Origin of the sequence: Flagellimonas rhodophyticola, from assembly GCF_049332665.1 — a bacterium.
Classification (GTDB): Bacteria; Bacteroidota; Bacteroidia; order Flavobacteriales; family Flavobacteriaceae; genus Flagellimonas.
Map to the genome: position 1 here is coordinate 2,888,248 of NZ_CP186326.1, position 23,736 is coordinate 2,911,983.

Here is a 23,736-nt window from a genome sequence, read left to right on the forward strand (position 1 = left end):
ATCCAATTTGACTAAAATACAACCTAAAACTAATACTATTGCCCGTTGCGCCCATAATTTCGTTGAATCTCTTTCCCTATTGTTATATATTTGTCCACTTTAAATTTGGGGTATGAAAATTTCTTACAACTGGTTAAAGCAATTTTTGCAGATTGATTGGGATTCGCAGAAAACCGGGGAATTGTTGACAGATTTGGGCTTGGAAGTTGAAGGTATTTCCCATTTTGAATCAGTTAAAGGAGGACTTAAGGGTGTAGTTGTAGGACATGTGCTCACCTGTGATAAACATCCCAATGCCGATAGATTAAAATTGACCACTGTTGATGTTGGAAGTGAAGCTCCATTACAGATTGTTTGTGGTGCTCCCAATGTGGAGGCCGGCCAAAAAGTTCCAGTTGCAACGGTAGGAACCACATTGTACACTAGCGATGGTGAATCTTGGCAGATAAAAAAAGGAAAGATTCGAGGGCAAGCAAGTCACGGTATGATCTGTGCCGAAGACGAATTGGGTCTAGGTGAAAGTCATGATGGAATAATGGTATTAAGTGAGGCCCTCAAACCTGGCACTCTTTGTTCCGAAGTTTTTGAAATTGAAAATGACGAAGTTTTTGAAATCGGACTCACACCCAATCGAGCCGATGCTATGAGTCATTTTGGTGTTGCAAGAGATTTGAAAGCAGGGTTTGAGCAACTTGAAATTCAAAAAGGTTTGGTTACCCCATCTACCAGTAATTTTTCTATCGACAACAGATCTTTAAAAATAGATGTTGAAGTTGAAGATAGTCACCTAGCACCAAGATATTGCGGGGTTACCATTAGCAATGTTATTGTTCAATCATCTCCGGATTGGCTGAAGAATAGGTTAAAAGCGATTGGTTTGTCCCCAATAAATAACATCGTGGACATTACAAACTATGTGCTTCACGAACTAGGCCAACCCCTACATGCATTCGATGCCAACAAAATTAAAGGCAACAAAATTGAAGTAAAAACCCTGCCAGCAGGGACCAAATTCACCACCTTGGATGATGTTGAACGTGAACTCCATGAAGACGACCTTATGATCTGTGATTCTGAAAAGCCCATGTGTATTGCGGGGGTTTTTGGCGGAAGTTTTTCCGGCGTCACGGAAAACACCACCTCCATTTTCTTGGAAAGTGCCTATTTCAATCCGATATCCGTTCGGAAAACAGCGAAAAGACATGGCTTGAATACCGATGCTTCGTTCCGCTTTGAAAGAGGCATCGATATTGACATGACCGAATACGCTCTGAAAAGGGCTGCAGCTCTAATTCGTGAGATAGCCGGTGGGGATATTAGTTCTGAGGTAGTAGACTTATATCCTAAAAAGTTTGACGAACGTCACGTGTTCCTAACTTTTGACAAAATCAACTCCCTTATAGGACAAGAGATTCCTAGAGATACCATCAAAAGGATTTTAGCCTCTCTGGAAATCAAAGTAAACAACGTAACCGAATCCGGTTTAGGACTCACCATACCAAATTACAGAGTAGATGTTGAGCGCGAAGTTGATGTTATTGAAGAAATCCTTAGGGTTTTCGGTTATAACAACATTGACTATAAGGAAAAGCTAACTGCATCCATTGCAAAATCAACAAAGTTTGAAAACCATAATATTCAAAATGTGGTTGGAGATTTGTTGGTGTCTCAAGGATTTTATGAGATAATGACCAATAGTTTGGTTGCGGCTGGGACCCAGAATATCTTGGAATCTGAGAAAAATATGGTCGGCATGATTAACCCTTTAAGTTCTGATTTATCAGTACTTAGAACCTCCATGTTATTTTCCGGTCTTCAGTCTGTGAGTCATAACCATAATCGTCAAAAAACGGATTTGAAACTTTTCGAATTCGGAAAGACTTATCATAAAAAGGGATCCAAAAATGTTGAAAAACAACATCTATCCATATACATCTCCGGCAATCGTAATGACGCCAGTTGGGCTGCTGATTCTTCAGCGACCAATTTCTTTTACATAAAAGGTATTGTAAACCATGTACTTCAGCGTTTGGGACTTCAAAATGTTGAAGTTGATCCCTGTGAAGGTGCAATTTTTGCCGAAGGCTTGAGTCTGAGCTTGAACAAAAAGATGCTTGTATCCTTCGGGTTAGTAGCTAAATCGTTGTTGAAGGAGTTTGATATTAAACAAGATGTTTTTCATGCTGATTTCGACTGGGACGCCATCCTAGATTGTATTGACACTCAGAATACCACATTCCAAGAAATTCCTAAATTCCCTGAAGTTACAAGGGATTTAGCACTTTTAGTAGATGAGGCAACAGCTTTTAAACAAATAAACGATTTGGCTTGGGGCACTGAAAAGCAACTTTTGAAGAAAGTCAACTTGTTTGACGTTTATACCGGAAAAAATCTTCCTAAAGGAAAAAAATCCTATGCCGTTAGCTTTACATTATCGGATACTAAAAAGACATTGACCGATAAGCAGATTGATAAGATTATGGCCAAGTTAACTGGAAGGTTCCAAAAAGAATTAGGAGCGGAACTCCGATAAATTACATCTGCGAAGGCTGAATTACGCTATCAATTTCATGAATAATCCCATTTTCCTGAGATACGTCAGCAACCGTAATTCTGGCGGTGTTGCCCATAGGGTCGGTTAAAACAATATTGATACCGTCCATATGTGCCATCAATTTTTTGCCCTGAATGGTAGTAAAGCTGGTTTTTCCATTTCCTTGGCATAGCGCTCGCAAAATTTTGGATGCCGATAATTGTCCTGCAACTATATGATATCCCAACAAAGATTTCAATTCACTCTTGTCTTTGGAATTGATTAATTCTTCCATTTTATCATTAGAAAATCGTTCAAAAGCAGCATCAGAAGGAGCGAAAATTGTGAACGGACCGGATTTATCCAGTATATCTTCAAGTTCAGTTGCTTTTACCGCAGCGAAAAGGACCTTGTATCGTTCCGATTCCGTTACTTCTTGAGAGGCTGACAAGTTAGTCAATGCCACTGATGATTCTTGAGCTGAAACAGTTAGGGTAAAGGCAAAGCAAAGTCCAAGTAGGAGTCGTTTGAATGGGGATTTCATAGTGTTCTTATTCTTTGGGACTTTTGTTGATTAGGGTCTTTTATTGCGTTTTGTACGTTCAAATGCCAAAAACTTCGATAAGATACACTTTTTTTGATATAATAGCGGTTTTATTCGATGAGTCAAATTTCATTTAACATTTAGTTAACATTTGTTGATTTTTATTGGCTTTAATATGGAGTTACAATTCCTTAAATTTGAGATAGTTATCCTAAAACCAGAGCATGTTTTGGAACAAAACCAATATTGAGAAAAAACTGCAGATTCTAAAATCCAGAGAGGAAAACGAGCCGGAAATTTTAGAGCAAGTCAAGCGTATTCTCGAACATGAAACATTACGTGAGCAACGTGTTCTAAAAACACTTAAAGAGCAGACAATAAATATTGTAAATACTTTTGATTTTAATTTGCTTGAAACCAGTAAAATCTATCACCTAAATCAAATTAAACAAGTCTGCATTGATTATCGTCTTCGGTTTTTAGATAGTAGATATTTCAAGGGTGAAATTCCTCAAACTGCCATTGCTAAAATCAAGGGATTGGAAAAAGCCCACAGGCAAAAGTTAAATGGATTTAAAATTATGGCGCCCTCCAAATTATTCAGATTGGAAGCGAAGGACGACCCTCTTCTTTTTGTGCCCATTGGAAACGATTATTATTACCTGATTCACAAATGGGGTAATGACCTTCATCCATTGCGCAAACTAATGGCCTGGCCTTTTAAAGGCATCATAAACCTGACGCTATTGGTTTTGCTAATTAGCTACTTGGTTACTGGAATGGTCCCGAATGGGTTATTTTCAAAAAATGATTCTTCCGCTGAATTCTGGATAATCTTGTTCTTTATGTTTAAGTGTATTGCTTCCGTCGTTATTTTTTACGGATTCGCCCTTGGCAAGAACTTCAATCCGGCCATTTGGAACAATAAGTATAACAAAACCTGAAACTATCCGACAGCGACAGCATACATTTTTTCACGCTGCTCCTTGATCGTCTTGTCCGACATATAGTCGTCAAAAGTCAAATAGCGGTCTATACAACCTTTGGGCGTAATTTCAATAATTCTGTTGGCCACGGTATGTACAAACTCATGATCATGGGTTGTAAGTAGAACCGTTCCTTTGAAATTCTTGAGAGAATTATTAAACGCAGTGATGCTTTCTAAGTCCAAGTGGTTGGTCGGTTCATCCAATAGCAGAACGTTGGCGCGAAGCATCATCATTCTACTAAGCATACAACGCACTTTCTCTCCACCGGAAAGCACAGTACATTTTTTAAGGGCTTCCTCTCCACTAAACAACATTTTACCCAAGAATCCACGAATATATACCTCTTCTCTTTCCTCCTCGGTTTTGGCCCACTGACGCAACCAATCTACCAAATTGCTGTTTTCTTTAAAATATGAGGAGTTATCCGCAGGCAAATAGGATTGTGTTGTGGTTATTCCCCATTGATAGCTTCCTGTGTCTGCTTTTGTTTTTCCGTTGATGATATCATAAAAAGCCGTAGTCGCCCTAGAATCTTTGGAAATAATGGCGACCTTGTCTCCTTTGGCTAAGTTGATATTGATATCTTGAAACAACAAATCCCCGTCGTCAGAAGTGGCTGAAAGCTTTTCAACATTCAAAATTTGATCACCTGCTTCACGTTCACGGTCAAAAATAATGGCAGGGTATCTTCTGCTTGAGGGTTTGATATCTTCAATCTTCAATTTTTCCAACATCTTCTTTCTCGAAGTTGCCTGTTTACTCTTAGCTACGTTGGCGCTAAATCGCTGAATAAATTCCTGGAGCTCCTTTGCTTTTTCCTCCGATTTTTTGTTTTGCTGCGCACGCTGACGGGCCGCCAATTGACTGCTCTGATACCAGAATGTATAGTTCCCGGAAAATAGATTGATCTTCCCAAAATCAATATCAGCAATACTGGTACAAACGGCATCCAAAAAGTGTCTATCGTGTGACACCACGATTACAGTATTGTCATAGTTGGCCAAAAAATTCTCCAACCAGTTAATGGTCTCGTAGTCCAAGTCGTTGGTAGGCTCATCCATAATCAATACATCCGGATTTCCAAACAGTGCTTGGGCCAAAAGTACCCTTACTTTCAACTTGGAATCCATATCCGCCATATTGGTATAATGCAATTCTTCTGTAATCCCTAAATTGGAAAGCATTGCAGCAGCATCACTGTCGGCGTTCCAGCCGTTCATTTCCTCGAACTGCACTTGAAGCTCCCCTATTTTCTCTGCATTTTCATCCGTATAATCGGCATATAAGGCATCAATTTCCTTCTTTATCTTAAACAAAGGCTTGTTTCCCATCACAACAGTTTCCAAAACTGGAAACTCGTCATGGGCATTGTGGTTTTGTTCTAAAATGGACATTCTTTTTCCCGGTTCAAGATGAACCGCCCCAGAAGTTGCTTCTATTTGCCCCGCTAGAATCTTTAAAAAAGTGGATTTTCCCGCGCCATTCGCCCCAATAATTCCGTAGCAATTACCTTGAGTAAAGGTCACATTAACCTCATCGAACAAGACTCTTTTTCCAAATTGGACCGACAAATTAGATACTGATAACATGCAGCTTTTATTTTTGCGCAAAAATAGCTAAAACCAACGCGTATTTCCAATTTAAACACATATTATTAAACTACACATTAACAAGCTTTTGCAACATTTAACTCGGTATTAACAGGGAAGGTTTTGAGGTATCCTTAATTTTGTTGGTCGAACAAGATGGTTCCCTTTATATGACAAGACTTTTACTCAGCCTCTCCCTTCTTTCAATTTTGGCATGCTCCACGAAGTCTCGTGAGTGTCCTTCCGTGTTTTTTGGAGGAGAGATTGTAAACCCCACGAGTGATTATGTTGTGCTCTATAAGAACGATAATTATATCGATTCTGTAAAGCTTGATCAAGGTAATCGATTTGCATTCAATTTATTGGGGATTGAAGAAGGACTTTACCATTTTGACCACAATCCAGAACTTCAATATCTCTATCTACAGGAAGGTGACAGCATTCTAGTCAGATTGAACACCAAAGAGTTTGATGAATCCCTGGTCTTTTCGGGTCGTGGAAGTGAAATCAATAACTTTTTGATTGAAATGTACTTGGCCCACGAAGAAGAAGAGCCTTTGGTTTATGATTATTATGCACTTGATCCTAAATCCTTCGATGTTAAAATGGACTCTTTACGTGCTCAAAAGATTAAACATTTAAAGGACTTGGAAGTAGATTATCCACTTTCAGAAAAGCTTTCCTCGGTTGCTTTGGCTTCAATAGAGTTTCAGAATTATGCGCACAAGGAAAAATATCCTTTTAAGCATAAATGGAAAAAGGGTACTAAAAGTATTCCTGAATTACCGGATAATTTTTATGACTACAGAAAAAAGGTAAATCTTAATAACGAAGACCTTACCTATTTCAGACCCTATCTAGATTATTTAAAATACCATTTTGGCAATGTAGCCTATGTGTCTTGCATGAAATATTGCAATATGCAAGAGAAGCCCTCATATGACTATCTTCATTTTAACAATCATACGCTAAAATTGGTAGACAGTCTGGTGCAACATGATGAGCTAAGAAACATTCTTTTCAGGAATATTGCGATGGCTTATTTATTGAAAGAACATAGCCCAAGTGAAGATTGTCAATCTTTTATCGATAAGTTTACCACACTTTCTACAAATGATAAGCATGAGAAGGAAATAGAGGAGTTATATGTGGGAATCCATGAACTACAACCCAATAGCGACCTTCCAGACCTTTTTGTCACGAATACGGATAACGAAAAAGTTTCACTAAAGGAAATTAGCAGTAACAAGAAAACAGTCTTCTATTTTTGGTCCGCTTCGCAGAAAAGTCATTTTAAGAATGTACACAAGCGTATTGCTAAACTAAAGGAAAAGTATCCCGATCATAATTTTGTGGGCATCAACTTAAAAACTGGCTTTAAACAATGGCATGGTATGGTGGAAGAACATCGAATGGATAAAGCGAATCAATTCCACAGCGAGAATTTTAAGGAAATCCAAGTTGCCATGATTATTGACAACCTCAACAAATGTGTTATTTCAAAAGACACTGTGGTGGTCGATGCATTTGCCAATCTCTATACTTCTTTATAAAAAAAGCCCCGAACTACATTCAGGGCTTTGACAACTTCAATATTTTTTTGGCTTTAGGAATTTCCCTTGCGATAATCCGCTAAGAATTTTTCCAAACCAATGTCTGTAAGCGGGTGTTTCAATAATCCTGTGATAGAAGATAACGGTCCTGTCATTACATCAGAACCAAGTTTGGCGCAATCGATTACGTGCATGGTATGTCGAATGGAAGCTGCTAATATCTGGGTCTCAAAAGCATAGTTATCATAAATCTGACGGATTTCGGCGATAAGATTCAGACCATCCGTAGAAATATCATCTAATCTGCCTAAAAAAGGAGATACATAGGTTGCTCCGGCCTTTGCAGCCAAAAGCGCTTGTCCTGCTGAAAATACTAAGGTACAATTGGTTCTGATTCCATTATCCGAGAAATGCTTTAAGGCCTTTATCCCATCTTTAATCATAGGAACCTTTACAACAATCTGCTCATGTAACTTTGCTAACTCCTCTCCTTCTTTGACCATGGCCTCAAACTCTGTGGAAACTACTTCTGCAGAAACATCACCTTCAACGATATTACAAATATCTACGTAGTGTTTTAAAATGTTTTCTTTTCCTGTAATGCCCTCTTTGGCCATCAAAGATGGATTGGTGGTAACACCATCCAAAACACCTAGTTGTTGTGCCTCGGCTATTTGGTCAAGATTGGCGGTATCAATAAAAAATTTCATGCTTCTTATGCTGTTTTAAGTTGTAATACAATTCATTGCGAATTTACAACAATAAGAAACCTGTATTGCTATTATCAATTAAAATATCTGGAATGCTATTAATCCAATACTTGAATTGTGAATTCCCTTACAGTAGATTCTCGGCAAGTAGGGCTCCTATCATATCCATTATAATCATAGCCTTCAACAAAAAGTTCCACCCTAAATCTATAGATGCCCGCTTCTTCAGGTCTCCCAAAAAAATCGACAGACCTTCTGTTCACATCATAAAAAATCCCCGGAGGCAATTCTCCAATGATATCAAAGAAATAGTCATAATCATTATCATTGACCTCATTACTAATCTCAGCAGTAATAAAATCCTCATACCTTTCCCCTACTACGCCAATAAGCAATTGCTTTTGATGAATTTCTGGGTTGATATTAAAAACGCATTCGTAAATTTCGTCGCAGCTGCAGAACATAAATGCTAGCGACATTGCTATGCAAACGTTGAATAATCTATTATTTTTCTCCATGTTTTTCTACGAATCAAAAAACATGCCATCACTTTAAAGCTTATAGTGATTCAATAAAAGTTTCTCATAAACCTTACCGGGTAAAATTCGTTTCAACAGTAGTGAAAGTCTTTGCATAAACTCTCCCACAGGCTGGTGAATCTTAGGGTTTTTACTTTGAATTATTTCATGGACCTTTTTCGCTACATCTGCGGGATCCCCTCCAGCATCAACATGTTCGTTCATCAGGTCTAGACTTTTTTGATATACCTTTTCATAAGCCGAACCTTTAACCACCGGAGCATGGTAACGTCCAGCTGCAATATTGGTGGCAAAATCGCCAGGAGCCAAATTGGTAATGGAAATACCAAAACTCTTGGTTTCCATTCGCAAAGCTTCCGTAACAATTCCCAGAGCACCTTTTGATGCAGAATAGTATCCCCGGAATGGTAACCCCATAAAACCGGCAATAGATGTCACATTGATAATCAATCCTCCGCCTTGTTTGCGCATTTGCGGCAAAACGGCTTTCATCATATGAACAGGTCCATTAAAGTTAATGTCAAAGACATTCAAGATTTCTTCATGGGGAGTTTCTTCGATAGGACCGGTTATTCCAACTCCGGCGTTGTTGATCAGTATATCCAACCTGTCCTCTTTGGAAATTACAGATGAAACCGCATTACGAACACTATCCGGTTGTTTAACATCTAGAGGAATCAATTCAAAAGCATCAAAATCCGGGTAATTTTTGGGGTTTCTAGCGGTGCCATAAACTTTAAATCCTTTTGAAGCAAGATAAGTCCCAATGGCCTTACCCAAACCAGAAGAGCCACCAGTGATCAACACAACTTTTTTATCCATGTCCGCGGTTTATTTTACTATCGGAAAGATACATGATTATCAGAATTTTGGGCACAAAAAAAGGCAAGCTACCTACATCGCACCGCTACGACCGCATACCCTTGCTGCGTTCCCACCCTGGGGGATTTTGCAGGAGCTGGTCGTGTAGGACTTGCCAAAGGCAAATATACGACCTTTTAAATTTGCTGCAATCCTATTTCATTCTTAATTTCGATGCAATGTGATAAATGATGAAACACGTACTTAAAACTATGGTCAAGCTATTTTCAACTTTTTGCTTTTTGCTCTTTTTTTTAGGATGCGGAGGTGAAACTGACCCTGCAAAATTCTTTGCTATCCAACTAGAAGGAAAACAAAATAAATTTCAGCAAAACCAAGACGTTGGTGTGGCCATTAAAAACAAAAAAAACGTCGCTATTTCCAATGTCACCTATTCCATGGATGGCAGGCAACTTCCATTGTCAGACGGAAAGCTAACACTAGACCTACCCAAGTTGGGAAACAAAAAATTGATAGCCAAGATCAATTTTGGAGAAGAGTCCGTTGAAATCTCTAAAAATATTAGACTTTTAGCCGCTAACGCTCCGGAAGTATATACCTACGATATCATTAACACCTATCCACATGACCCAAAGGCTTATACACAAGGATTGGAGTTTAGTGATGATGTATTGTTTGAAAGTACCGGTAAAAGAGGAGCATCAACAGTACGAAAAGTTGATTTTAAGACTGGTGAAATCCTCCAAAAAATTGAAATGGACAATAGCGTCTTTGGCGAGGGCATTACGCTGCTCAACAACCAGTTATACCATCTTACATGGCAAAGTGGTTTGGGCTATGTATACAATCCTTCGAATCTAGAAAAGATTAAAAACTTCAGCTACGGAGAAAGTCGCGAAGGTTGGGGCCTTTGCAATGATGGCAGTAAACTGTTTAAGAGTGATGGGACAGAGAAAATCTGGTTTTTGAACCCAACAACTTTGGAAGAAGAAGGATACATTGAAACAGTGACCAATAAATCCATTTTCAATCAAGCCAATGAGTTGGAATATGTAGATGGAAAAATCTATGCGAATGTTTATCAAAAAGAGAGCATGATGATCATCGATGCAAGCTCGGGAGCCATTGAAGGCGTTATCAATTTTGGCGGCCTCAAAAACAAGGTCAAAAAAGGTGCGGAGTGGGACGAAACCAATTCGGTTCTGAACGGAGTGGCGTATCATCCAGAAAGGGAAACCTTTTTTGTAACCGGCAAGAACTGGGATAAACTTTTTGAAGTTACAATCCGCAAAAAATAGGAATGCAAACCTACACAATAGTCTTCCCAGTGAAGGCAAACGACCTTGATGAGCTCAACCATGTAAACAACATCAGATATGTGGAATGGATACAAGAGGTTTCTAAAAAACATTGGCTAAGCGTCACAGATATAAAAACTCGTGAAGGTTTAATTTGGGTAGTAAGAAATCATGAAATCTCCTATCACAAATCGGCACAACTTGGTGATGACATTCAAATAGAAACGCATATCGCAGAGACAAAAGGCCCCATATCAAAAAGAGTGGTCGAAATCAAAAACAATAAAACAGGCGCACTCCTAGTTAAAGGTATAACAGAGTGGTGCCTTTTGGATGCCGCTACATTTAGGCCCAGACGTGTGCCCGAAGCTGTGCAACAACTATTCAATAACACATGAATTGTTCCCAGATCAAATCCTTAGCCTTGGTTTCCATATTGGTCTTGACCGTTTTGGGAAGTTCATGTAGAGAGGATTTTGATTATGTAGCGAGCTCCGGCAATCTCGAATTCTCAAAGGACACCGTTTTTCTGGATACGATTTTTACGAATATTGGCAGCGCTACCTATACACTGAAAGTATACAACCGTAGCAATGAAGATATCCTTATTCCTTTTGTAGGACTTGAAACAGGTCAGTTGAGCAGTTATCGCCTGAATGTGGACGGACAAGCTGGTAAGGAATTCAACGATGTTCCGCTTTTGGCCAAAGACAGCCTTTTTGTATTTATTGAAACGACTTTCGACGTTTCCCAGACTCCGGAAAACGAGTTTTTGTATACCGAAGGTCTTTTGTTTGGAAATTCAAATGGCCAACAAACAGTTGAATTGGTCACACTGGTCAAAGATGCGATTTTCTTATTCCCTGCCACCCTTTCCGACGGCACCAAAGAAAGTTTGCTTTTGGGCTTGGATGAAAACGGTGCTGAAATTCGAGTGGAAGGTTTTTTTCTTGAGTCTAGTGAATTGCAGTTCACGAACGAAAAACCCTATGTGATTTATGGCTATGCAGCCGTTCCCGAAGGGAATACTTTGACCATTGATGCTGGCGCAAGAGTTCATTTCCATAATAATTCAGGACTGTTGGTCAATTCTGGTGCCTCTTTACATATAAATGGCCTTTTAAGTGACGACCAGGAAGTATTGGAAAACGAAGTTGTATTTGAAGGCGACCGACTTGAACCAGCCTACGCAGACGAACCAGGACAATGGGGCACCATATGGATTCGAGAAGGTAGTGTCGACAACCGGATTACACATCTAACCCTAAAAAATGCGACCATTGGATTACGGGTCGAAGGTGATGGAGTGCTCTCAGGTCCCACGCTGCGTCTAAGAAATTCACAGATTTACAATAGCCTTCGCCATAACCTTTGGGGCATCACATCGTATATAAGTGCACAGAACACCGTGTTTGGAGGCGCGGGCAGTAGTTCCTTTTATGGAAACAACGGTGGAAAGTATGATTTCACCCATTGTACCTTGGCCAATTATTGGAACAATGGTATTCGCAACGCACCTACCCTTGCTTTGGACAACTTTTCCAATGCGCTTATCACACCATCAAGTTCCAATGCTCTTGAAAATGCAGATTTCGTTAATTGTATTATTGATGGAAACATGAGACTAGAGCTTGGCCTATGGGGAAATTCCGATACTGCCTTCAATTTCAATTTTCAAAACTGTCTTTTAAAATTCAATGATTCGGACAATCAGTTCGCTGATAATCCCTTCTATAATTTTTCAGATACCAATTTATACGAAAACTTGTTGTTGAACCAAGACGCCAACTTTACAGCTCCCTTCCAAAATCAATTTCAAATAGGTGAAAATTCAGCCGCAATTGACGCTGCAAATCCAAGCATTGTTACCCCCCTTCCTTTGGATATATTAGGTGTTGATAGGGGACCAAATCCCGATGTTGGTGCCTATGAATATGTTGTAGAAAACTAATTTTTCTCAAAATTTTATGAGAAAAATCACATAAAACCCCTGATTTTGAGGGAAATCCATAGTTTTTTTAAGGGAAATCTGCAATAGGTTTTTTCATCTCGTTAGTATCTTGCACCCAGTACCTTACCAATGGATTATACATATGCCATAATCGATTCCAGTGCCGCCTCAAAACTTCAACTCCAACTTCATATGCAGGAGTACGAAGATTTGAACTGTGTGGGATATGCTAGAGATCCACAGGAAGGTTTGAATACGATTCTAAAGTTCACTCCCGATTTGGTGCTGATCAATCTGAACGAAGGTGGCATAGAACTTTTTCAAATGGTTACGGAGCTTAACCAGTATATGCCCTCACTTCCGCTTATCATAGGATATTCAAATTCTAAAAAATACGCATACAACGCCATAAAAAGTGGTTTTTTCGATTATTGGATCTTGCCTCATAACGAGTTCGACATCCGTAAGAGCATTATGCGACTGCGAAAGATATATCCTAAACAGAACATGCCATCTACGATCTGTTTAAAATCATACAGTGATTATCGCTATTTGGATACCAACGAAATCCTATACTTAAAGTCAGACAACAATGCCACTGACTTTTTTATGACCGACGGTTCAGTGGTTAGTGCATTCAAAACCTTAAAATCATTTGAGGCAGCTCTGCCCAGTGCCTTTATTCGTGTGCACCAGAGTTATATTATAAACAGTAGGTACGTTTCTGGCATCAATTACGGTAAGCATACCTGTACACTTCGTAATGATAAAGAAGAAGAACTCCCCTTCACCAAAACCTATAAAGAGAAGGTGGATGGACTTAAGGACATGCTCTCCAAAACGGCCATAAAGACCTTGAATTAGGTCAATTCTTACAAAATTCTGCAAAATTCTAATACAATTCATACGTATACTAAAACTTTTGTGTACGTACCCAGTCCTTTTGATGCTCTAAATATCTTGTTGCCATAAACCCATTTATCTAACTAAAACTTTTAAAGATGAAAAAGACATTAAGCATTTTGGCAATGGCGGTATTTACATTAGGATTGTTCTCATGTGAAGCTGAAACTGATGTTGCAGAAACCGAAACCTTATTTGAAAGCATTGAAGATCAAGATTCTACCACAGGTAGTAGCAATGATAACAGTGATGATAGAAACTAAGAAGGTATATTAAATCTGATATCTTTCTAAATGAAAAAAATAACCTCAGCAATTATCATATTAAGTGTCGGTCTAAATATATTGTCATGTAACGAAGGTGATAGTTCTACAAACGCATCTAACCCCGAAAGCATGTCAACAATGAAAGCAGACGTGACAAATATTACTCCAGACGATGTAAATAACTTTATCGTCAAGAGTCATCATTCGGCCTTAAAATACTTGGTCGACGATGATAGGGAATTATGATTTTCAGATAAATTTAAAACGTAGCCCCTGATCTTGTCCGGTTAGGGGCTTTTTTATACCTTGTAGTAAAAGAAAACAAATAACCACTTACTTTTACCATACTAACTTGAAAAACAAGAGTTTAATATTTACTTTCTTACTTTTCGTCTGTTGCAGTCAACACTCTGAAGACAATAATACTCGTGTCCTTCCCGAATCCAGAATTATTAATAATCTTATTGACGTGGCTCGTGACAGTACACAATTCACCCCAGTGAAAAGAAAAAAATATTTGCTCGATGCAGAATCCTACACCAAGAACCTTTCCAATGATACTACCCGATTAGATCACCTGTCTCGAATTTCCTTGGCCTACAAGAAACTGGAAGACTCATTAGGTTTTCGGCAAATGAACCTTAAGGTTCAAAAGTTATCCGAAAATGAAGGGATTTTTAAAGCTTTGGGAGAATCCCATTGGGATCTGGCTGCTTTTTTTAAATCCTATATGGTAATGGACAGTGCTTTTTTTCATTATAAAAAAGCGTACAAAAGTTTTAATGAATTACCCACTGATTCCACTTCCCAATCGCTTAAAGGAAGAATATTGTATAATATGGGATGGATACAAGACTATTTCAAAGATTATTTAGGTGCGGAAGTCAGCATAACCCAAGCGCTGCGAATTTTTAATGATTTAGAGGATAATCCACGAATTTATAACTGTAATAATTTACTAGGAACTATTGCTAACAATATGAAGAACTCTGGCAAAGCAATAGAATACTACAAGAAAGCCCAGAATGATTTAAAAAAGCTCCAAGGCTCCCTTAGAATTAATTCCACTTCTGAAATTCAAAACAACATAGCTTATGTGTTTTTAAAAGATGAAGAGTATGCCAAAGCCGAGGAGACTTATAGAGAACTATTAAATGATTCGAATTTAAAACCCATCAACCCCCTACTTTACTCAAAGGCCCTGGTTAGTCTTTCATATGCCTTATCCAAAGGAAAAAAAGAATATTCTACAGCCAAAGATTTACTTTCCGAAGCAATAGCAATTAATGAGAACACAGGGTTCTCATTCGACCAGGCAAGAGCAAAACAGTATTTAGCAGAAGTTTTGGCCGCCCAAAACGACACTGTTGGCGCGGTACAAATTGCGCATGAAGCGCTGTCCTTGGCCAAAGAAACCTCCAACAATGACCATCATTTGCTAATACTTAAGCTATTGACCAATTTGGATAGTGAGAAAGCAATGGAATATTCCAACGAATACTATGCTCTAAATGAGCAGATAAAGAACGAAGAACGTATTATCCGGGACAAATTTGCCCGTGTACGTTTGGAGACCGACGAGGTCATTGAACAAAACGAGAAACTGACCCGCCAAAAACAAATATGGATTGGCGCGGTACTAGCGCTGCTTGCACTGGGTATTGCATCTTATATTATAGTTTCCCAACGTGTGAGCAACAATAGGTTAAAATTCCAGCAAAAACAGCAAGAGTCCAACCAAGAAATCTACAATCTTATGCTGTCCCAACAAGGTAAATTCGAGGAGGGTAAACAGTTGGAGAAAAAGCGCATTTCTGAAGAACTCCACGATGGTATATTGGGCGAAATGCTGGGCATTCGGTTAATTCTTAGCGGTTTAAACGATAAAGAGGACGACGCTTCCATTGCACAACGGGCAGAACTCATCGAAAAACTCCGTGAGGTCGAGGAGGAAATTAGAACCATTTCGCACGAACTTAGCGATGCATCTTACCAAAAAATTCATAACTTTATTGTATCCATCGAGGAGTTGATCAATACCACAGGTAAATCTTCTGGTATTGAATGTTCTTTTGAATTTGACGAGGAAGTAGCCTGGGACAACCTGGTCGGCGACATAAAGATAAATGCCTACCGAATTGTACAGGAATCACTCCAAAATTGCGTAAAGCACGCCCGTTGCCAAAAAGTGGACGTTAGTTTTAATGTTGACAACAATGGTACACTAAAACTAGTGGTTGCAGACAATGGTGTTGGTTTTGATACGGGTAAAGGCAAGCGCGGAATAGGCCTTAGAAATGTGATTTCGAGGGTCGAGAAGTTGAACGGAACTTTGAGTTTCGATAGTAAAAAGGGTGTGGGAACCACGGTAACCGTAACATTTCCCACGCAATATGTGAACTTGGACACCCCTGCCAAGGTTGAGGAATACCGACAGATGTTGAACGTATAAACCAGCAACGTGAAAACAATCAAAATGAAGACACTACGAATTTTAGCAATTGATGATCATGAGATGACAATGCTCGGATACAAGTTTATTCTTGAGCGTATTGTCTTTGATGGCTATAGCATAATTGTTGATACCGCAAACACCTTTGAACTGGGAAAAAGGTTGATTGAGGAATCGGTAGATTCATTTAAATACGATATTCTCTTTTTGGATGTGCAAATGTACCCGCCGAATGAAGACCAACCCCATTCGGGCGAAGAATTAGGGATTTTGGCGCGCCAATTGGTGCCTGATACCAAAATTGTTTTTATGTCTTCGTTTGCTGATAATTTCCGAATCAATAGTATTCTTACTTCGGTAGACCCTGATGGTTATCTGGTAAAGACAGATATCGACCCAAAAACTTTGGAAGAGGCTGTGAAGGTGGTTACTTTGAATCCACCTTATTATTCATCAAAGGCACTGGGAGCTATTCGAAAAAAATTGTCCAACGATATTAATTTGGATGAAAAGGATAAAAAGATTCTGTATCATTTATCCATTGGCACCAAAAACAAAGATCTTGAGAAATTCATACGTCTTTCCCCCTCTTCCATTGAGAACCGAAAGCGACAATTGAAGTCTCTTTTTGGTACAGAAAACGAGAATGATCTTGCCTTGATTTTGGCTGCAAAAAACAGGGGATTTATATAAATTTCTTTTTTTATCGTGAATAAGCCGCATGGGTGAAATATGTCCTTTTTTTTCGTTTTTCTTCAAAAAAGAGCCCAAACACTAGAAAACTCCCAGAATTTTTAAGGATTTCCTTCAATCCCGAAAAAAAGATTCGTTTTAACTTTGGTAGAGAACATTATACCAATACTACCGAATATGCCATTCCAAAAAAAATCCGACTTCAATTTCCCTCTCGATGGAATTAAAAGTTTCATTCTTGCTAGGGGGCTTGAAGAATTCACAAGTGCACTGGAAAAAGTCTTTTTTGCCAAAGCTTCTGTCCAGTGCCGATATAACACCAAACAATTTAGGGCCGATTTGTATGTAGAGCTCAGATGCAATTACGGTCTTACTGAAGGTCTACATTATTGCAATACTGGAAATTGGGGTGGTTTTGCACAAAACGATAGCGGTGAAACAGCTTTGACACCTTTTGATTCATCATACCAAAACCTTTATGACCTTAATAAAGGAGCAATAGATATCGCCGAGATTTCTTTGCATTTCAATGATACCTCATTGATAGTAACCCGAATTTATGCGCAAAGTATTCCGGAACAATTGGGAGCTATAATTTTCAAGGTCAGTGAAAACTTTGTGTATCTCACCAAAGGATTGACTGAAATGCCGTATGAAATCTTCGTTCCTGTTTTTGAAGATGTTCCTGAACCATCCACAGAAAAAGAAAACGTCGATTTAAACTATTACCATCATTGGGGATTATATTTTGACGACGAAGTCAACCACAATGCTATGGTTTATGACCTCAAACGCAAAAAATTGTATAACGAGGATTTTTTCCTGTTGGAATAAGATAATTTGATTTTCCTTGGGCGAAGTCCAAGGAACCCTTTTAGTTAGTTTTAGGTATTGAACAAAGGTCGTGACTGCATAAGCTCATTGACCTTTGCTTTTATATGGGATATGTTCTCAGTATTTTCCGGGTCCATGATTACCGCATCTATAAAATCTACTATTGTTTCCATATCCTCCTCTATCAGACCCCTTGTTGTAATTGCCGGTGTTCCAAACCGTACTCCAGAGGTGATAAAAGGTGATTGGTCATCAAACGGCACCATATTTTTGTTTGCTGTTATGGCAGCAAGTTCCAGTGCTTTTTCGGCATCCTTTCCCGTAATATTCTTGTTTCTGAGGTCAATCAACATCATGTGATTGTCCGTCCCTCCAGAAATTACTTTGTAGTCGCGCTTCATGAAAGCTTTAGCCATAGCATCCGCATTTTTCTTCACTTGCAGCATATAATGTAAAAAGTCATCAGAAAGTGCTTCACCAAAAGCAACAGCTTTAGCAGCGATGATATGTTCCAACGGTCCACCTTGATTACCAGGAAAGACAGCAAGATCCAATAAGGCGGACATTTTTCTTAGATTGCCATTCTTCAAACGAATGCCGAATGGATTCTCAAAGTTTTTGCCCATCAATATTAATCCTCCCCTTGGCCCTCTCAAGGTTTTGTGGGTTGTGGTAGTAACAATATGGCAATGCGGAATAGGGTCGTTCATAATACCCTTTGCTATCAATCCGGCCGGGTGCGAAATATCAGCAAGTAAAATGGCATCAACACTATCTGCAATTTCTCTGAATCGCTTAAAATCCATATCTCTGGAATACGCCGATGCCCCAGCTATGATTAATTTGGGTTTTTCCTTAGTCGCAATTTCCTGGATCTTATCATAATTCAAAGTCCCTGTTTCCTCATCTACACCATAAAAAACTGGATTGTAGAGTTTACCAGAAAAGTTAACGGGTGATCCATGCGTAAGATGCCCTCCGTGCGAAAGGTCAAAACCTAAAATGGTATCACCTGGCTTCAGGCATGCATGATAAACCGACGCATTGGCCTGTGAACCTGAATGGGGCTGTACATTCGCATACTCCGCCCCAAAAAGTGCCTTGGCACGATCTATAGCCAACTGCTCCACCTCATCTACTACCTCGCAACCACCATAATAACGTTTTCCAGGGTATCCCTCGGCATATTTGTTGGTCAAAACGGATCCTGCCGCTTCCATTACCTGTGGACTCGTGAAATTTTCAGAAGCGATTAGCTCAATTCCTTCAATTTGTCTTTCTCTTTCCTTCTCTATAAGGTCAAAAATCTGGTGGTCTCTTTGCATTTGGTCTTTAAATTAAGAAGTCCCAAAATTACAAATAGAATGGTAAACAGACTCTAAAAAAACAAAGCCTTGGAAGTATTTTATCAAATGGCAATTAACAATATGTTTTTGTAACAGAATTGCCAAAAATCACTTCAATTTTGTGCATTTCATCGATATTATACTACGGTTTGTCCTTTTTCGTTACTAATCTATAGGTTTTTGGCACGGCTGTTGGAAACCAACTAGAAACCAGTAAAATCAAAAAGCCATGAAAAAAACATTACTCATTATCTCAGTTATCATACTTGCTGCCTGTGGAGGGGTCAAAAAAACCCAAGAGGCCCTAAATAGCGGCAACTATGTTTCGGCCATGAATAAGGCCATCAAGAATTTAGCGGAAAACAAAACCAAAAAAGGACATCAAGCCTATGTTTTGCTGTTAGAAGATGCATTCGCAAAGAATGTAGAACGTGAAATGGAGCAAATATCCTTTTTAAAGGGTGATGGAAATCCTGCAAACTTGGAAAGCATCTACAACAAGTATTTGCACCTCAAAGAAATTCAGCAAAGAATTAGACCTTTGATGCCACTTCCTATCTATGATGAGAATAGGAATGCGTCCTTCGACTTTGTAAACTATGATTCAAGAATTGTAGCTACAAAGAATAATCTTTCTGAGTATCTGTACAGCAATGCCAACAGTCTTTTGGCTTCTGCCAAGGAGAAAGCCGATTATAGAGCGGCCTATGGTGAATTAAAGTACCTGCAGGAAATAAACCCAGGTTATAAAGAGACGATTTCTAAAATGGAAGAGGCCTATACCCAAGGGCTTGAATATGTAAGGGTTGAAATCGGTAACGACACGCAACAGATAATCCCGGAAAGATTGGAAGAAGAGCTGTTGGACTTTAATGGATATGGATTGGATAACTTTTGGATGGAATATCATTCAAATCCAATTGCCGATATAAGGTACGACTATGCTTTGAATGTCAATTTCAGGGAAATCAATATTTCACCTGAACAAGTTAACGAGAAGGAGATTATAAAAGAAAAACTCGTTAAGGACGGTTATGACTACGTTTTAGACAATAACGGCAATGTGGCAAAAGACAGTCTTGGAAACGACATAAAAGTTGATAAGTTCAAAAAAGTGAAATGTAGTTTTTACCAGTTTACACAATTCAAGGCCGCCCAAATTGGGGCTAAAGTTAGCATTACGGATTTGGAAAGTGGTCAGGAAATCAACTCTTATCCGTTGAGCAGTGAATTTGTATTTGAGCATGTATATGCCAACTATAGAGGAGACAAAAGAGCTTTGGGCACTGATCTGATATCACTTTTGGATGTTAGAGCTGTACCTTTCCCTACCAACGAACAGATGTTATATGATGCCGGGGAGGACTTAAAGCTAAGATTAAAGTCCATTATTTCGCAGAACCGGATTATTGCCGGGAATCAGTTCAACGACTAAATAAGTTGTTGTATTGAGAGACTTAAAAGGTATTATTTGAACGTATCTATTCAATTGAACAAAAAGTCCCGACCATTGATTTGGTCGGGACTTTTTTATATATATTCTTCCAAATTGATATCTGCTATAGCGCCATGGGATGTATGATAAATCGTTTCTCCATTTTTGATAATTAATAATTGCGGAGACTGGTGCATCACCTGAAATCGGACTGCTACCTCATTAGAAACATTCCTATGCGCATGTAGGTCCAAAAAATAGATATCAATATCCTTCCCCAATGCATATGTTGAGGTAAACATATTTAAAACCATTCGGCTGATTCCACAAGTAGTCGAGTGTTTGAAAATAAGCTGAGTTCTTGATTTTGATTTTTCAGCAATCTCATCCAACTGTTCTTCCGATACCAAAGGTATCCATGGAATTTGCTTTTCCTCCCTCTGTGTTTGCTCTTTATTGCCAAATAGGCCATTAAATATTCCCATGTTGCTAATTTACTAGTTATGTCGAGCTTGTACAAAAAGCTTACAAACTGACGAAATGTCCCTTGTTTACAGGACTTTACCGACATTTTGACTGTTCGTTGCATATGGTAAGGTTGTTGACATTACCCAAATAAACATTGAAAATGAACTTTAATAATTTCACTATAAAATCACAAGAAGCTATTCAGCAGGCCCAACAGCTTGCGCAAGAGCTTGGACATCAACAAATAGAAAATGAGCACATTTTCCAAGCCATTTCAGAGGTGGATGAAAATGTATTACCATTCATTCTAAAAAAGTTGAATGTCAATATATCCATGATCAATCAGATTTTGGAGAAAGAATTGGAAAGTTTTTCCAAAGTATCCGGAGGAGATATTATGATTTCGAGAGAAGCGGGAAAGACTTTAAACGAGGCAAGCATTATTGCTAAAAAACAAGGTGATGAATTTGTCTCCTTAGAACATCTATTCTTAGCAATTTTTAAGTCGAAAAGTAAAATAGCCCAGATACTCAAGGATCAGGGAGTAACCGAAAAAGATTTAAAAGCGGCCATTGAAGAACTTCGTAAAGGTGGTAAGGTTACTTCACAAAGTGCTGAGGACACCTATAACTCCTTAGAAAAATATGCCAAAAACCTGAATCAACTTGCCGATAGTGGCAAACTTGACCCCGTTATCGGCCGGGATGAAGAAATTAGACGTGTGCTCCAAATTCTTTCTCGGCGAACCAAAAACAATCCAATGTTGGTCGGAGAACCTGGTGTTGGTAAAACGGCCATAGCGGAGGGTCTGGCCCACAGGATTGTGCAAGGTGATATTCCTGAAAATCTCAAAGAAAAGATTATTTACTCCCTAGATATGGGAGCGCTTATCGCTGGCGCCAAATACAAAGGCGAATTTGAAGAGCGCTTAAAAGCGGTGATTAAAGAAGTGACCTCATCCGATGGAGACATTGTTCTTTTCATTGATGAAATCCATACGCTTGTAGGTGCTGGAGGTGGTCAAGGAGCTATGGATGCCGCTAATATCCTTAAACCAGCACTGGCTAGGGGTGAACTTAGAGCTATTGGAGCAACAACCCTCGATGAATATCAAAAGTACTTTGAAAAGGACAAGGCTTTGGAGCGCAGATTCCAAAAGGTAATCATTGATGAGCCTGATACTGAAAGTGCTATCTCTATTTTACGTGGGATCAAAGAAAAATATGAAGCACATCATAAAGTGCGCATCAAAGATGAGGCAGTTATCTCGGCAGTGGAACTTTCACAACGTTATATCACCAATCGTTTTCTACCAGACAAAGCAATCGATTTAATAGATGAGGCAGCTTCCAAACTTCGTATGGAAATCAATTCAAAACCGGAGGAATTGGACGTACTTGACCGAAAAATAATGCAATTGGAAATCGAGATTGAAGTCATAAAACGTGAAAATGACAAAGCCAAGCTTCAAACTTTGAATTTAGAACTGGCCAATCTCAAAGAAGAACGCAATGAAATCTTTGCCCAATGGGAAAGTGAAAAAACTGTTGTGGACAATATCCAAAAAACAAAACAGGACATAGAAAACTTCAAACTTGAGGCGGAGCGTGCCGAACGTAATGGAGATTATGGGAAAGTGGCCGAATTACGCTACGGCAAAATAAAGGAATCTCAAGAAAGGTTGGAGAAATTACAAGAAGAGCTCGCACAACAGCAAAGTTCAGGAACCCTTATCAAGGAGGAAGTAACCAACGAAGATATTGCGGAGGTTGTTGCCAAATGGACCGGCATTCCAGTGACCAAAATGATGCAGAGTGAACGTGAAAAGCTTTTGAATTTGGAAGATGTGCTGCACAAGCGGGTTGTAGGTCAAGAAGAAGCCATAGAAGCTGTTTCTGACGCTATTCGAAGAAGCAGAGCAGGACTCCAAGATGAGAAAAAACCTATAGGGTCATTTCTGTTTTTAGGGAATACAGGTGTTGGTAAGACCGAGTTGGCCAAAACATTGGCGGCCTATCTTTTTGATGATGAAAATGCCATTACCCGAATTGATATGAGCGAATATCAAGAACGACACTCCGTAAGTCGATTGGTTGGAGCACCTCCAGGGTATGTAGGTTACGATGAAGGCGGACAATTAACTGAGGCAGTGCGGAGAAAACCCTATTCAGTGGTTTTATTGGATGAGATAGAAAAGGCACATCCTGACACCTTCAATATACTCCTGCAAGTATTGGATGAAGGTCGCTTAACGGATAACAAAGGGCGAGTTGCCGACTTCAAGAATTCTATCATAATCATGACAAGCAATATGGGAAGTCCAATTATTCAAGAGAAGTTTGAAGGTGCTGTTGATTTGGAAAGTGCCGCAAATGCAGCCCGTGTTGAAGTTATGGGATTATTGCGTAAAACCATCCGTCCCGAATTTTTGAATAGGATTGATGACATTATTATGTTCACACCATTGACTCAATCAAATATCAAGGAAATTGTAGGCCTGCAACTGGGGCAGTTAAAAAGAATGGTTTCCAAACAACACATTACATTGGATGCCACCGAAGAAGCCATTTCATATTTGGCCGAAAAAGGATACGATCCGCAATTTGGAGCAAGACCTGTAAAACGTTTAATCCAAAAAGAAGTGTTGAATAACCTGTCTAAGGAGCTCCTCGCAGGAAAGATTAAAGCTGATAGCATTATATTATTGGACTCGTTTGATAACCAATTGGTTTTCAGAAACCAAAATGAATTGGTGAAATAGATAACAATTTTAGAAAAAGAAGGCCCTTATTGTGTTAAAATAAGGGCTTT

Annotated in this window: 21 protein-coding genes and 1 other RNA gene; 14 read left to right on the top strand and 8 right to left on the bottom strand. The window is 39.0% G+C overall.

What is annotated here, in order from left to right; genetic code table 11:
- The first annotated feature begins 112 nt into the window (after positions 1-112).
- Positions 113-2,533, top strand: coding sequence for a phenylalanine--tRNA ligase subunit beta (pheT, locus tag ACOKFG_RS12890; RefSeq protein ID WP_422861400.1), 2,421 nt, complete (start codon positions 113-115; stop codon positions 2,531-2,533).
- A gap of 1 nt (position 2,534) precedes the next feature.
- Here pheT and ACOKFG_RS12895 read toward each other — a convergent pair whose 3' ends face one another.
- Complete coding sequence (locus ACOKFG_RS12895) at positions 2,535-3,077, bottom strand: fasciclin domain-containing protein (RefSeq protein ID WP_298790183.1); 543 nt, start codon at positions 3,075-3,077, stop codon at positions 2,535-2,537.
- A gap of 224 nt (positions 3,078-3,301) precedes the next feature.
- Here ACOKFG_RS12895 and ACOKFG_RS12900 point away from each other — a divergent pair, with 224 nt between their 5' ends.
- Positions 3,302-4,021, top strand: a complete 720-nt coding sequence (locus tag ACOKFG_RS12900; RefSeq protein ID WP_422861401.1) for a hypothetical protein — start codon at positions 3,302-3,304, stop codon at positions 4,019-4,021.
- A 2-nt stretch (positions 4,022-4,023) separates the two neighbouring features.
- Here ACOKFG_RS12900 and ACOKFG_RS12905 read toward each other — a convergent pair whose 3' ends face one another.
- On the bottom strand, positions 4,024-5,655 hold the full coding sequence (locus tag ACOKFG_RS12905) for an ABC-F family ATP-binding cassette domain-containing protein (protein WP_422861402.1): 1,632 nt from the start codon (positions 5,653-5,655) through the stop codon (positions 4,024-4,026).
- A 170-nt stretch (positions 5,656-5,825) separates the two neighbouring features.
- Here ACOKFG_RS12905 and ACOKFG_RS12910 point away from each other — a divergent pair, with 170 nt between their 5' ends.
- The gene (locus ACOKFG_RS12910; protein ID WP_298790189.1) at positions 5,826-7,208 is read left to right on the top strand and encodes a transaldolase; all 1,383 of its coding nucleotides are present in this window, start codon (positions 5,826-5,828) and stop codon (positions 7,206-7,208) included.
- 53 nt (positions 7,209-7,261) lie between these two features.
- Here ACOKFG_RS12910 and fsa read toward each other — a convergent pair whose 3' ends face one another.
- The 4 genes from fsa to ffs form a co-directional block, all read right to left on the bottom strand.
- Positions 7,262-7,918, bottom strand: a complete 657-nt coding sequence (gene fsa / locus ACOKFG_RS12915) for a fructose-6-phosphate aldolase (protein ID WP_298790191.1) — start codon at positions 7,916-7,918, stop codon at positions 7,262-7,264.
- 98 nt (positions 7,919-8,016) lie between these two features.
- On the bottom strand, positions 8,017-8,436 hold the full coding sequence (locus ACOKFG_RS12920; RefSeq protein ID WP_299485657.1) for a hypothetical protein: 420 nt from the start codon (positions 8,434-8,436) through the stop codon (positions 8,017-8,019).
- Between the two features lie 33 nt (positions 8,437-8,469).
- Complete coding sequence (locus ACOKFG_RS12925; protein WP_298790194.1) at positions 8,470-9,279, bottom strand: SDR family oxidoreductase; 810 nt, start codon at positions 9,277-9,279, stop codon at positions 8,470-8,472.
- A gap of 58 nt (positions 9,280-9,337) precedes the next feature.
- Positions 9,338-9,436, bottom strand: an RNA gene (ffs, locus tag ACOKFG_RS12930) — signal recognition particle sRNA small type.
- A 94-nt stretch (positions 9,437-9,530) separates the two neighbouring features.
- Here ffs and ACOKFG_RS12935 point away from each other — a divergent pair.
- The 9 genes from ACOKFG_RS12935 to ACOKFG_RS12975 all read left to right on the top strand — a co-directional run bounded on the left by ACOKFG_RS12935 (position 9,531) and on the right by ACOKFG_RS12975 (position 17,676).
- On the top strand, positions 9,531-10,577 hold the full coding sequence (locus ACOKFG_RS12935; RefSeq protein WP_298790196.1) for a glutaminyl-peptide cyclotransferase: 1,047 nt from the start codon (positions 9,531-9,533) through the stop codon (positions 10,575-10,577).
- A gap of 2 nt (positions 10,578-10,579) precedes the next feature.
- Entirely contained in the window at positions 10,580-10,975 is a 396-nt protein-coding gene (locus ACOKFG_RS12940; protein ID WP_422861403.1) for an acyl-CoA thioesterase, read from the top strand.
- Positions 10,972-12,528: a choice-of-anchor Q domain-containing protein gene (locus tag ACOKFG_RS12945; protein ID WP_422861404.1), complete on the top strand. Its 1,557-nt coding sequence runs from the start codon at positions 10,972-10,974 to the stop codon at positions 12,526-12,528. Before ACOKFG_RS12940 ends, ACOKFG_RS12945 begins: the two co-directional genes overlap by 4 nt.
- Positions 12,529-12,657: 129 nt before the next feature.
- Complete coding sequence (locus ACOKFG_RS12950) at positions 12,658-13,392, top strand: LytR/AlgR family response regulator transcription factor (RefSeq protein WP_422861405.1); 735 nt, start codon at positions 12,658-12,660, stop codon at positions 13,390-13,392.
- Positions 13,393-13,529: 137 nt separating this feature from the next.
- Entirely contained in the window at positions 13,530-13,694 is a 165-nt protein-coding gene (locus ACOKFG_RS12955; RefSeq protein WP_422861406.1) for a hypothetical protein, read from the top strand.
- Between the two features lie 30 nt (positions 13,695-13,724).
- Positions 13,725-13,943 carry a hypothetical protein gene (locus tag ACOKFG_RS12960; protein ID WP_422861407.1) on the top strand — a complete coding sequence of 73 codons (219 nt, stop codon included), beginning with the start codon at positions 13,725-13,727 and terminating at the stop codon, positions 13,941-13,943.
- 253 nt (positions 13,944-14,196) lie between these two features.
- Positions 14,197-16,149: a tetratricopeptide repeat-containing sensor histidine kinase gene (locus ACOKFG_RS12965; RefSeq protein ID WP_422861408.1), complete on the top strand. Its 1,953-nt coding sequence runs from the start codon at positions 14,197-14,199 to the stop codon at positions 16,147-16,149.
- 24 nt (positions 16,150-16,173) lie between these two features.
- A complete protein-coding gene (locus tag ACOKFG_RS12970; protein WP_298790209.1) occupies positions 16,174-16,842 on the top strand; it encodes a histidine kinase in 669 nt (222 codons plus the stop codon).
- Between the two features lie 177 nt (positions 16,843-17,019).
- Positions 17,020-17,676 carry a hypothetical protein gene (locus ACOKFG_RS12975; RefSeq protein ID WP_298790211.1) on the top strand — a complete coding sequence of 219 codons (657 nt, stop codon included), beginning with the start codon at positions 17,020-17,022 and terminating at the stop codon, positions 17,674-17,676.
- A 50-nt stretch (positions 17,677-17,726) separates the two neighbouring features.
- Here ACOKFG_RS12975 and glyA read toward each other — a convergent pair whose 3' ends face one another.
- Positions 17,727-19,001 (bottom strand): serine hydroxymethyltransferase, encoded by a 1,275-nt coding sequence (gene glyA / locus ACOKFG_RS12980; RefSeq protein ID WP_298790213.1) that lies wholly within the window; start codon positions 18,999-19,001, stop codon positions 17,727-17,729.
- Positions 19,002-19,251: 250 nt separating this feature from the next.
- Between glyA and ACOKFG_RS12985 the strand changes: the two genes are divergently transcribed.
- Positions 19,252-20,457 (top strand): hypothetical protein, encoded by a 1,206-nt coding sequence (locus ACOKFG_RS12985; protein ID WP_422861409.1) that lies wholly within the window; start codon positions 19,252-19,254, stop codon positions 20,455-20,457.
- Between the two features lie 95 nt (positions 20,458-20,552).
- Here ACOKFG_RS12985 and ytxJ read toward each other — a convergent pair whose 3' ends face one another.
- Positions 20,553-20,942 carry a bacillithiol system redox-active protein YtxJ gene (ytxJ, locus tag ACOKFG_RS12990; RefSeq protein WP_299485667.1) on the bottom strand — a complete coding sequence of 130 codons (390 nt, stop codon included), beginning with the start codon at positions 20,940-20,942 and terminating at the stop codon, positions 20,553-20,555.
- A 143-nt stretch (positions 20,943-21,085) separates the two neighbouring features.
- Between ytxJ and clpB the strand changes: the two genes are divergently transcribed.
- Positions 21,086-23,686: an ATP-dependent chaperone ClpB gene (gene clpB / locus ACOKFG_RS12995; protein WP_422861410.1), complete on the top strand. Its 2,601-nt coding sequence runs from the start codon at positions 21,086-21,088 to the stop codon at positions 23,684-23,686.
- Positions 23,687-23,736: the final 50 nt, after the last annotated feature.

Bases quoted from the DNA above. Each gene is read 5' to 3' on its own strand.
- pheT (WP_422861400.1), top strand. From the start codon at position 113: ATGAAAATTTCTTACAACTGGTTAAAGCAATTTTTGCAGATTGATTGG.
- ACOKFG_RS12895 (WP_298790183.1), bottom strand. From the start codon at position 3,077: ATGAAATCCCCATTCAAACGACTCCTACTTGGACTTTGCTTTGCCTTT.
- ACOKFG_RS12900 (WP_422861401.1), top strand. From the start codon at position 3,302: ATGTTTTGGAACAAAACCAATATTGAGAAAAAACTGCAGATTCTAAAA.
- ACOKFG_RS12905 (WP_422861402.1), bottom strand. From the start codon at position 5,655: ATGTTATCAGTATCTAATTTGTCGGTCCAATTTGGAAAAAGAGTCTTG.
- ACOKFG_RS12910 (WP_298790189.1), top strand. From the start codon at position 5,826: ATGACAAGACTTTTACTCAGCCTCTCCCTTCTTTCAATTTTGGCATGC.
- fsa (WP_298790191.1), bottom strand. From the start codon at position 7,918: ATGAAATTTTTTATTGATACCGCCAATCTTGACCAAATAGCCGAGGCA.
- ACOKFG_RS12920 (WP_299485657.1), bottom strand. From the start codon at position 8,436: ATGGAGAAAAATAATAGATTATTCAACGTTTGCATAGCAATGTCGCTA.
- ACOKFG_RS12925 (WP_298790194.1), bottom strand. From the start codon at position 9,279: ATGGATAAAAAAGTTGTGTTGATCACTGGTGGCTCTTCTGGTTTGGGT.
- ACOKFG_RS12935 (WP_298790196.1), top strand. From the start codon at position 9,531: ATGGTCAAGCTATTTTCAACTTTTTGCTTTTTGCTCTTTTTTTTAGGA.
- ACOKFG_RS12940 (WP_422861403.1), top strand. From the start codon at position 10,580: ATGCAAACCTACACAATAGTCTTCCCAGTGAAGGCAAACGACCTTGAT.
- ACOKFG_RS12945 (WP_422861404.1), top strand. From the start codon at position 10,972: ATGAATTGTTCCCAGATCAAATCCTTAGCCTTGGTTTCCATATTGGTC.
- ACOKFG_RS12950 (WP_422861405.1), top strand. From the start codon at position 12,658: ATGGATTATACATATGCCATAATCGATTCCAGTGCCGCCTCAAAACTT.
- ACOKFG_RS12955 (WP_422861406.1), top strand. From the start codon at position 13,530: ATGAAAAAGACATTAAGCATTTTGGCAATGGCGGTATTTACATTAGGA.
- ACOKFG_RS12960 (WP_422861407.1), top strand. From the start codon at position 13,725: ATGAAAAAAATAACCTCAGCAATTATCATATTAAGTGTCGGTCTAAAT.
- ACOKFG_RS12970 (WP_298790209.1), top strand. From the start codon at position 16,174: ATGAAGACACTACGAATTTTAGCAATTGATGATCATGAGATGACAATG.
- ACOKFG_RS12975 (WP_298790211.1), top strand. From the start codon at position 17,020: ATGCCATTCCAAAAAAAATCCGACTTCAATTTCCCTCTCGATGGAATT.
- glyA (WP_298790213.1), bottom strand. From the start codon at position 19,001: ATGCAAAGAGACCACCAGATTTTTGACCTTATAGAGAAGGAAAGAGAA.
- ACOKFG_RS12985 (WP_422861409.1), top strand. From the start codon at position 19,252: ATGAAAAAAACATTACTCATTATCTCAGTTATCATACTTGCTGCCTGT.
- ytxJ (WP_299485667.1), bottom strand. From the start codon at position 20,942: ATGGGAATATTTAATGGCCTATTTGGCAATAAAGAGCAAACACAGAGG.
- clpB (WP_422861410.1), top strand. From the start codon at position 21,086: ATGAACTTTAATAATTTCACTATAAAATCACAAGAAGCTATTCAGCAG.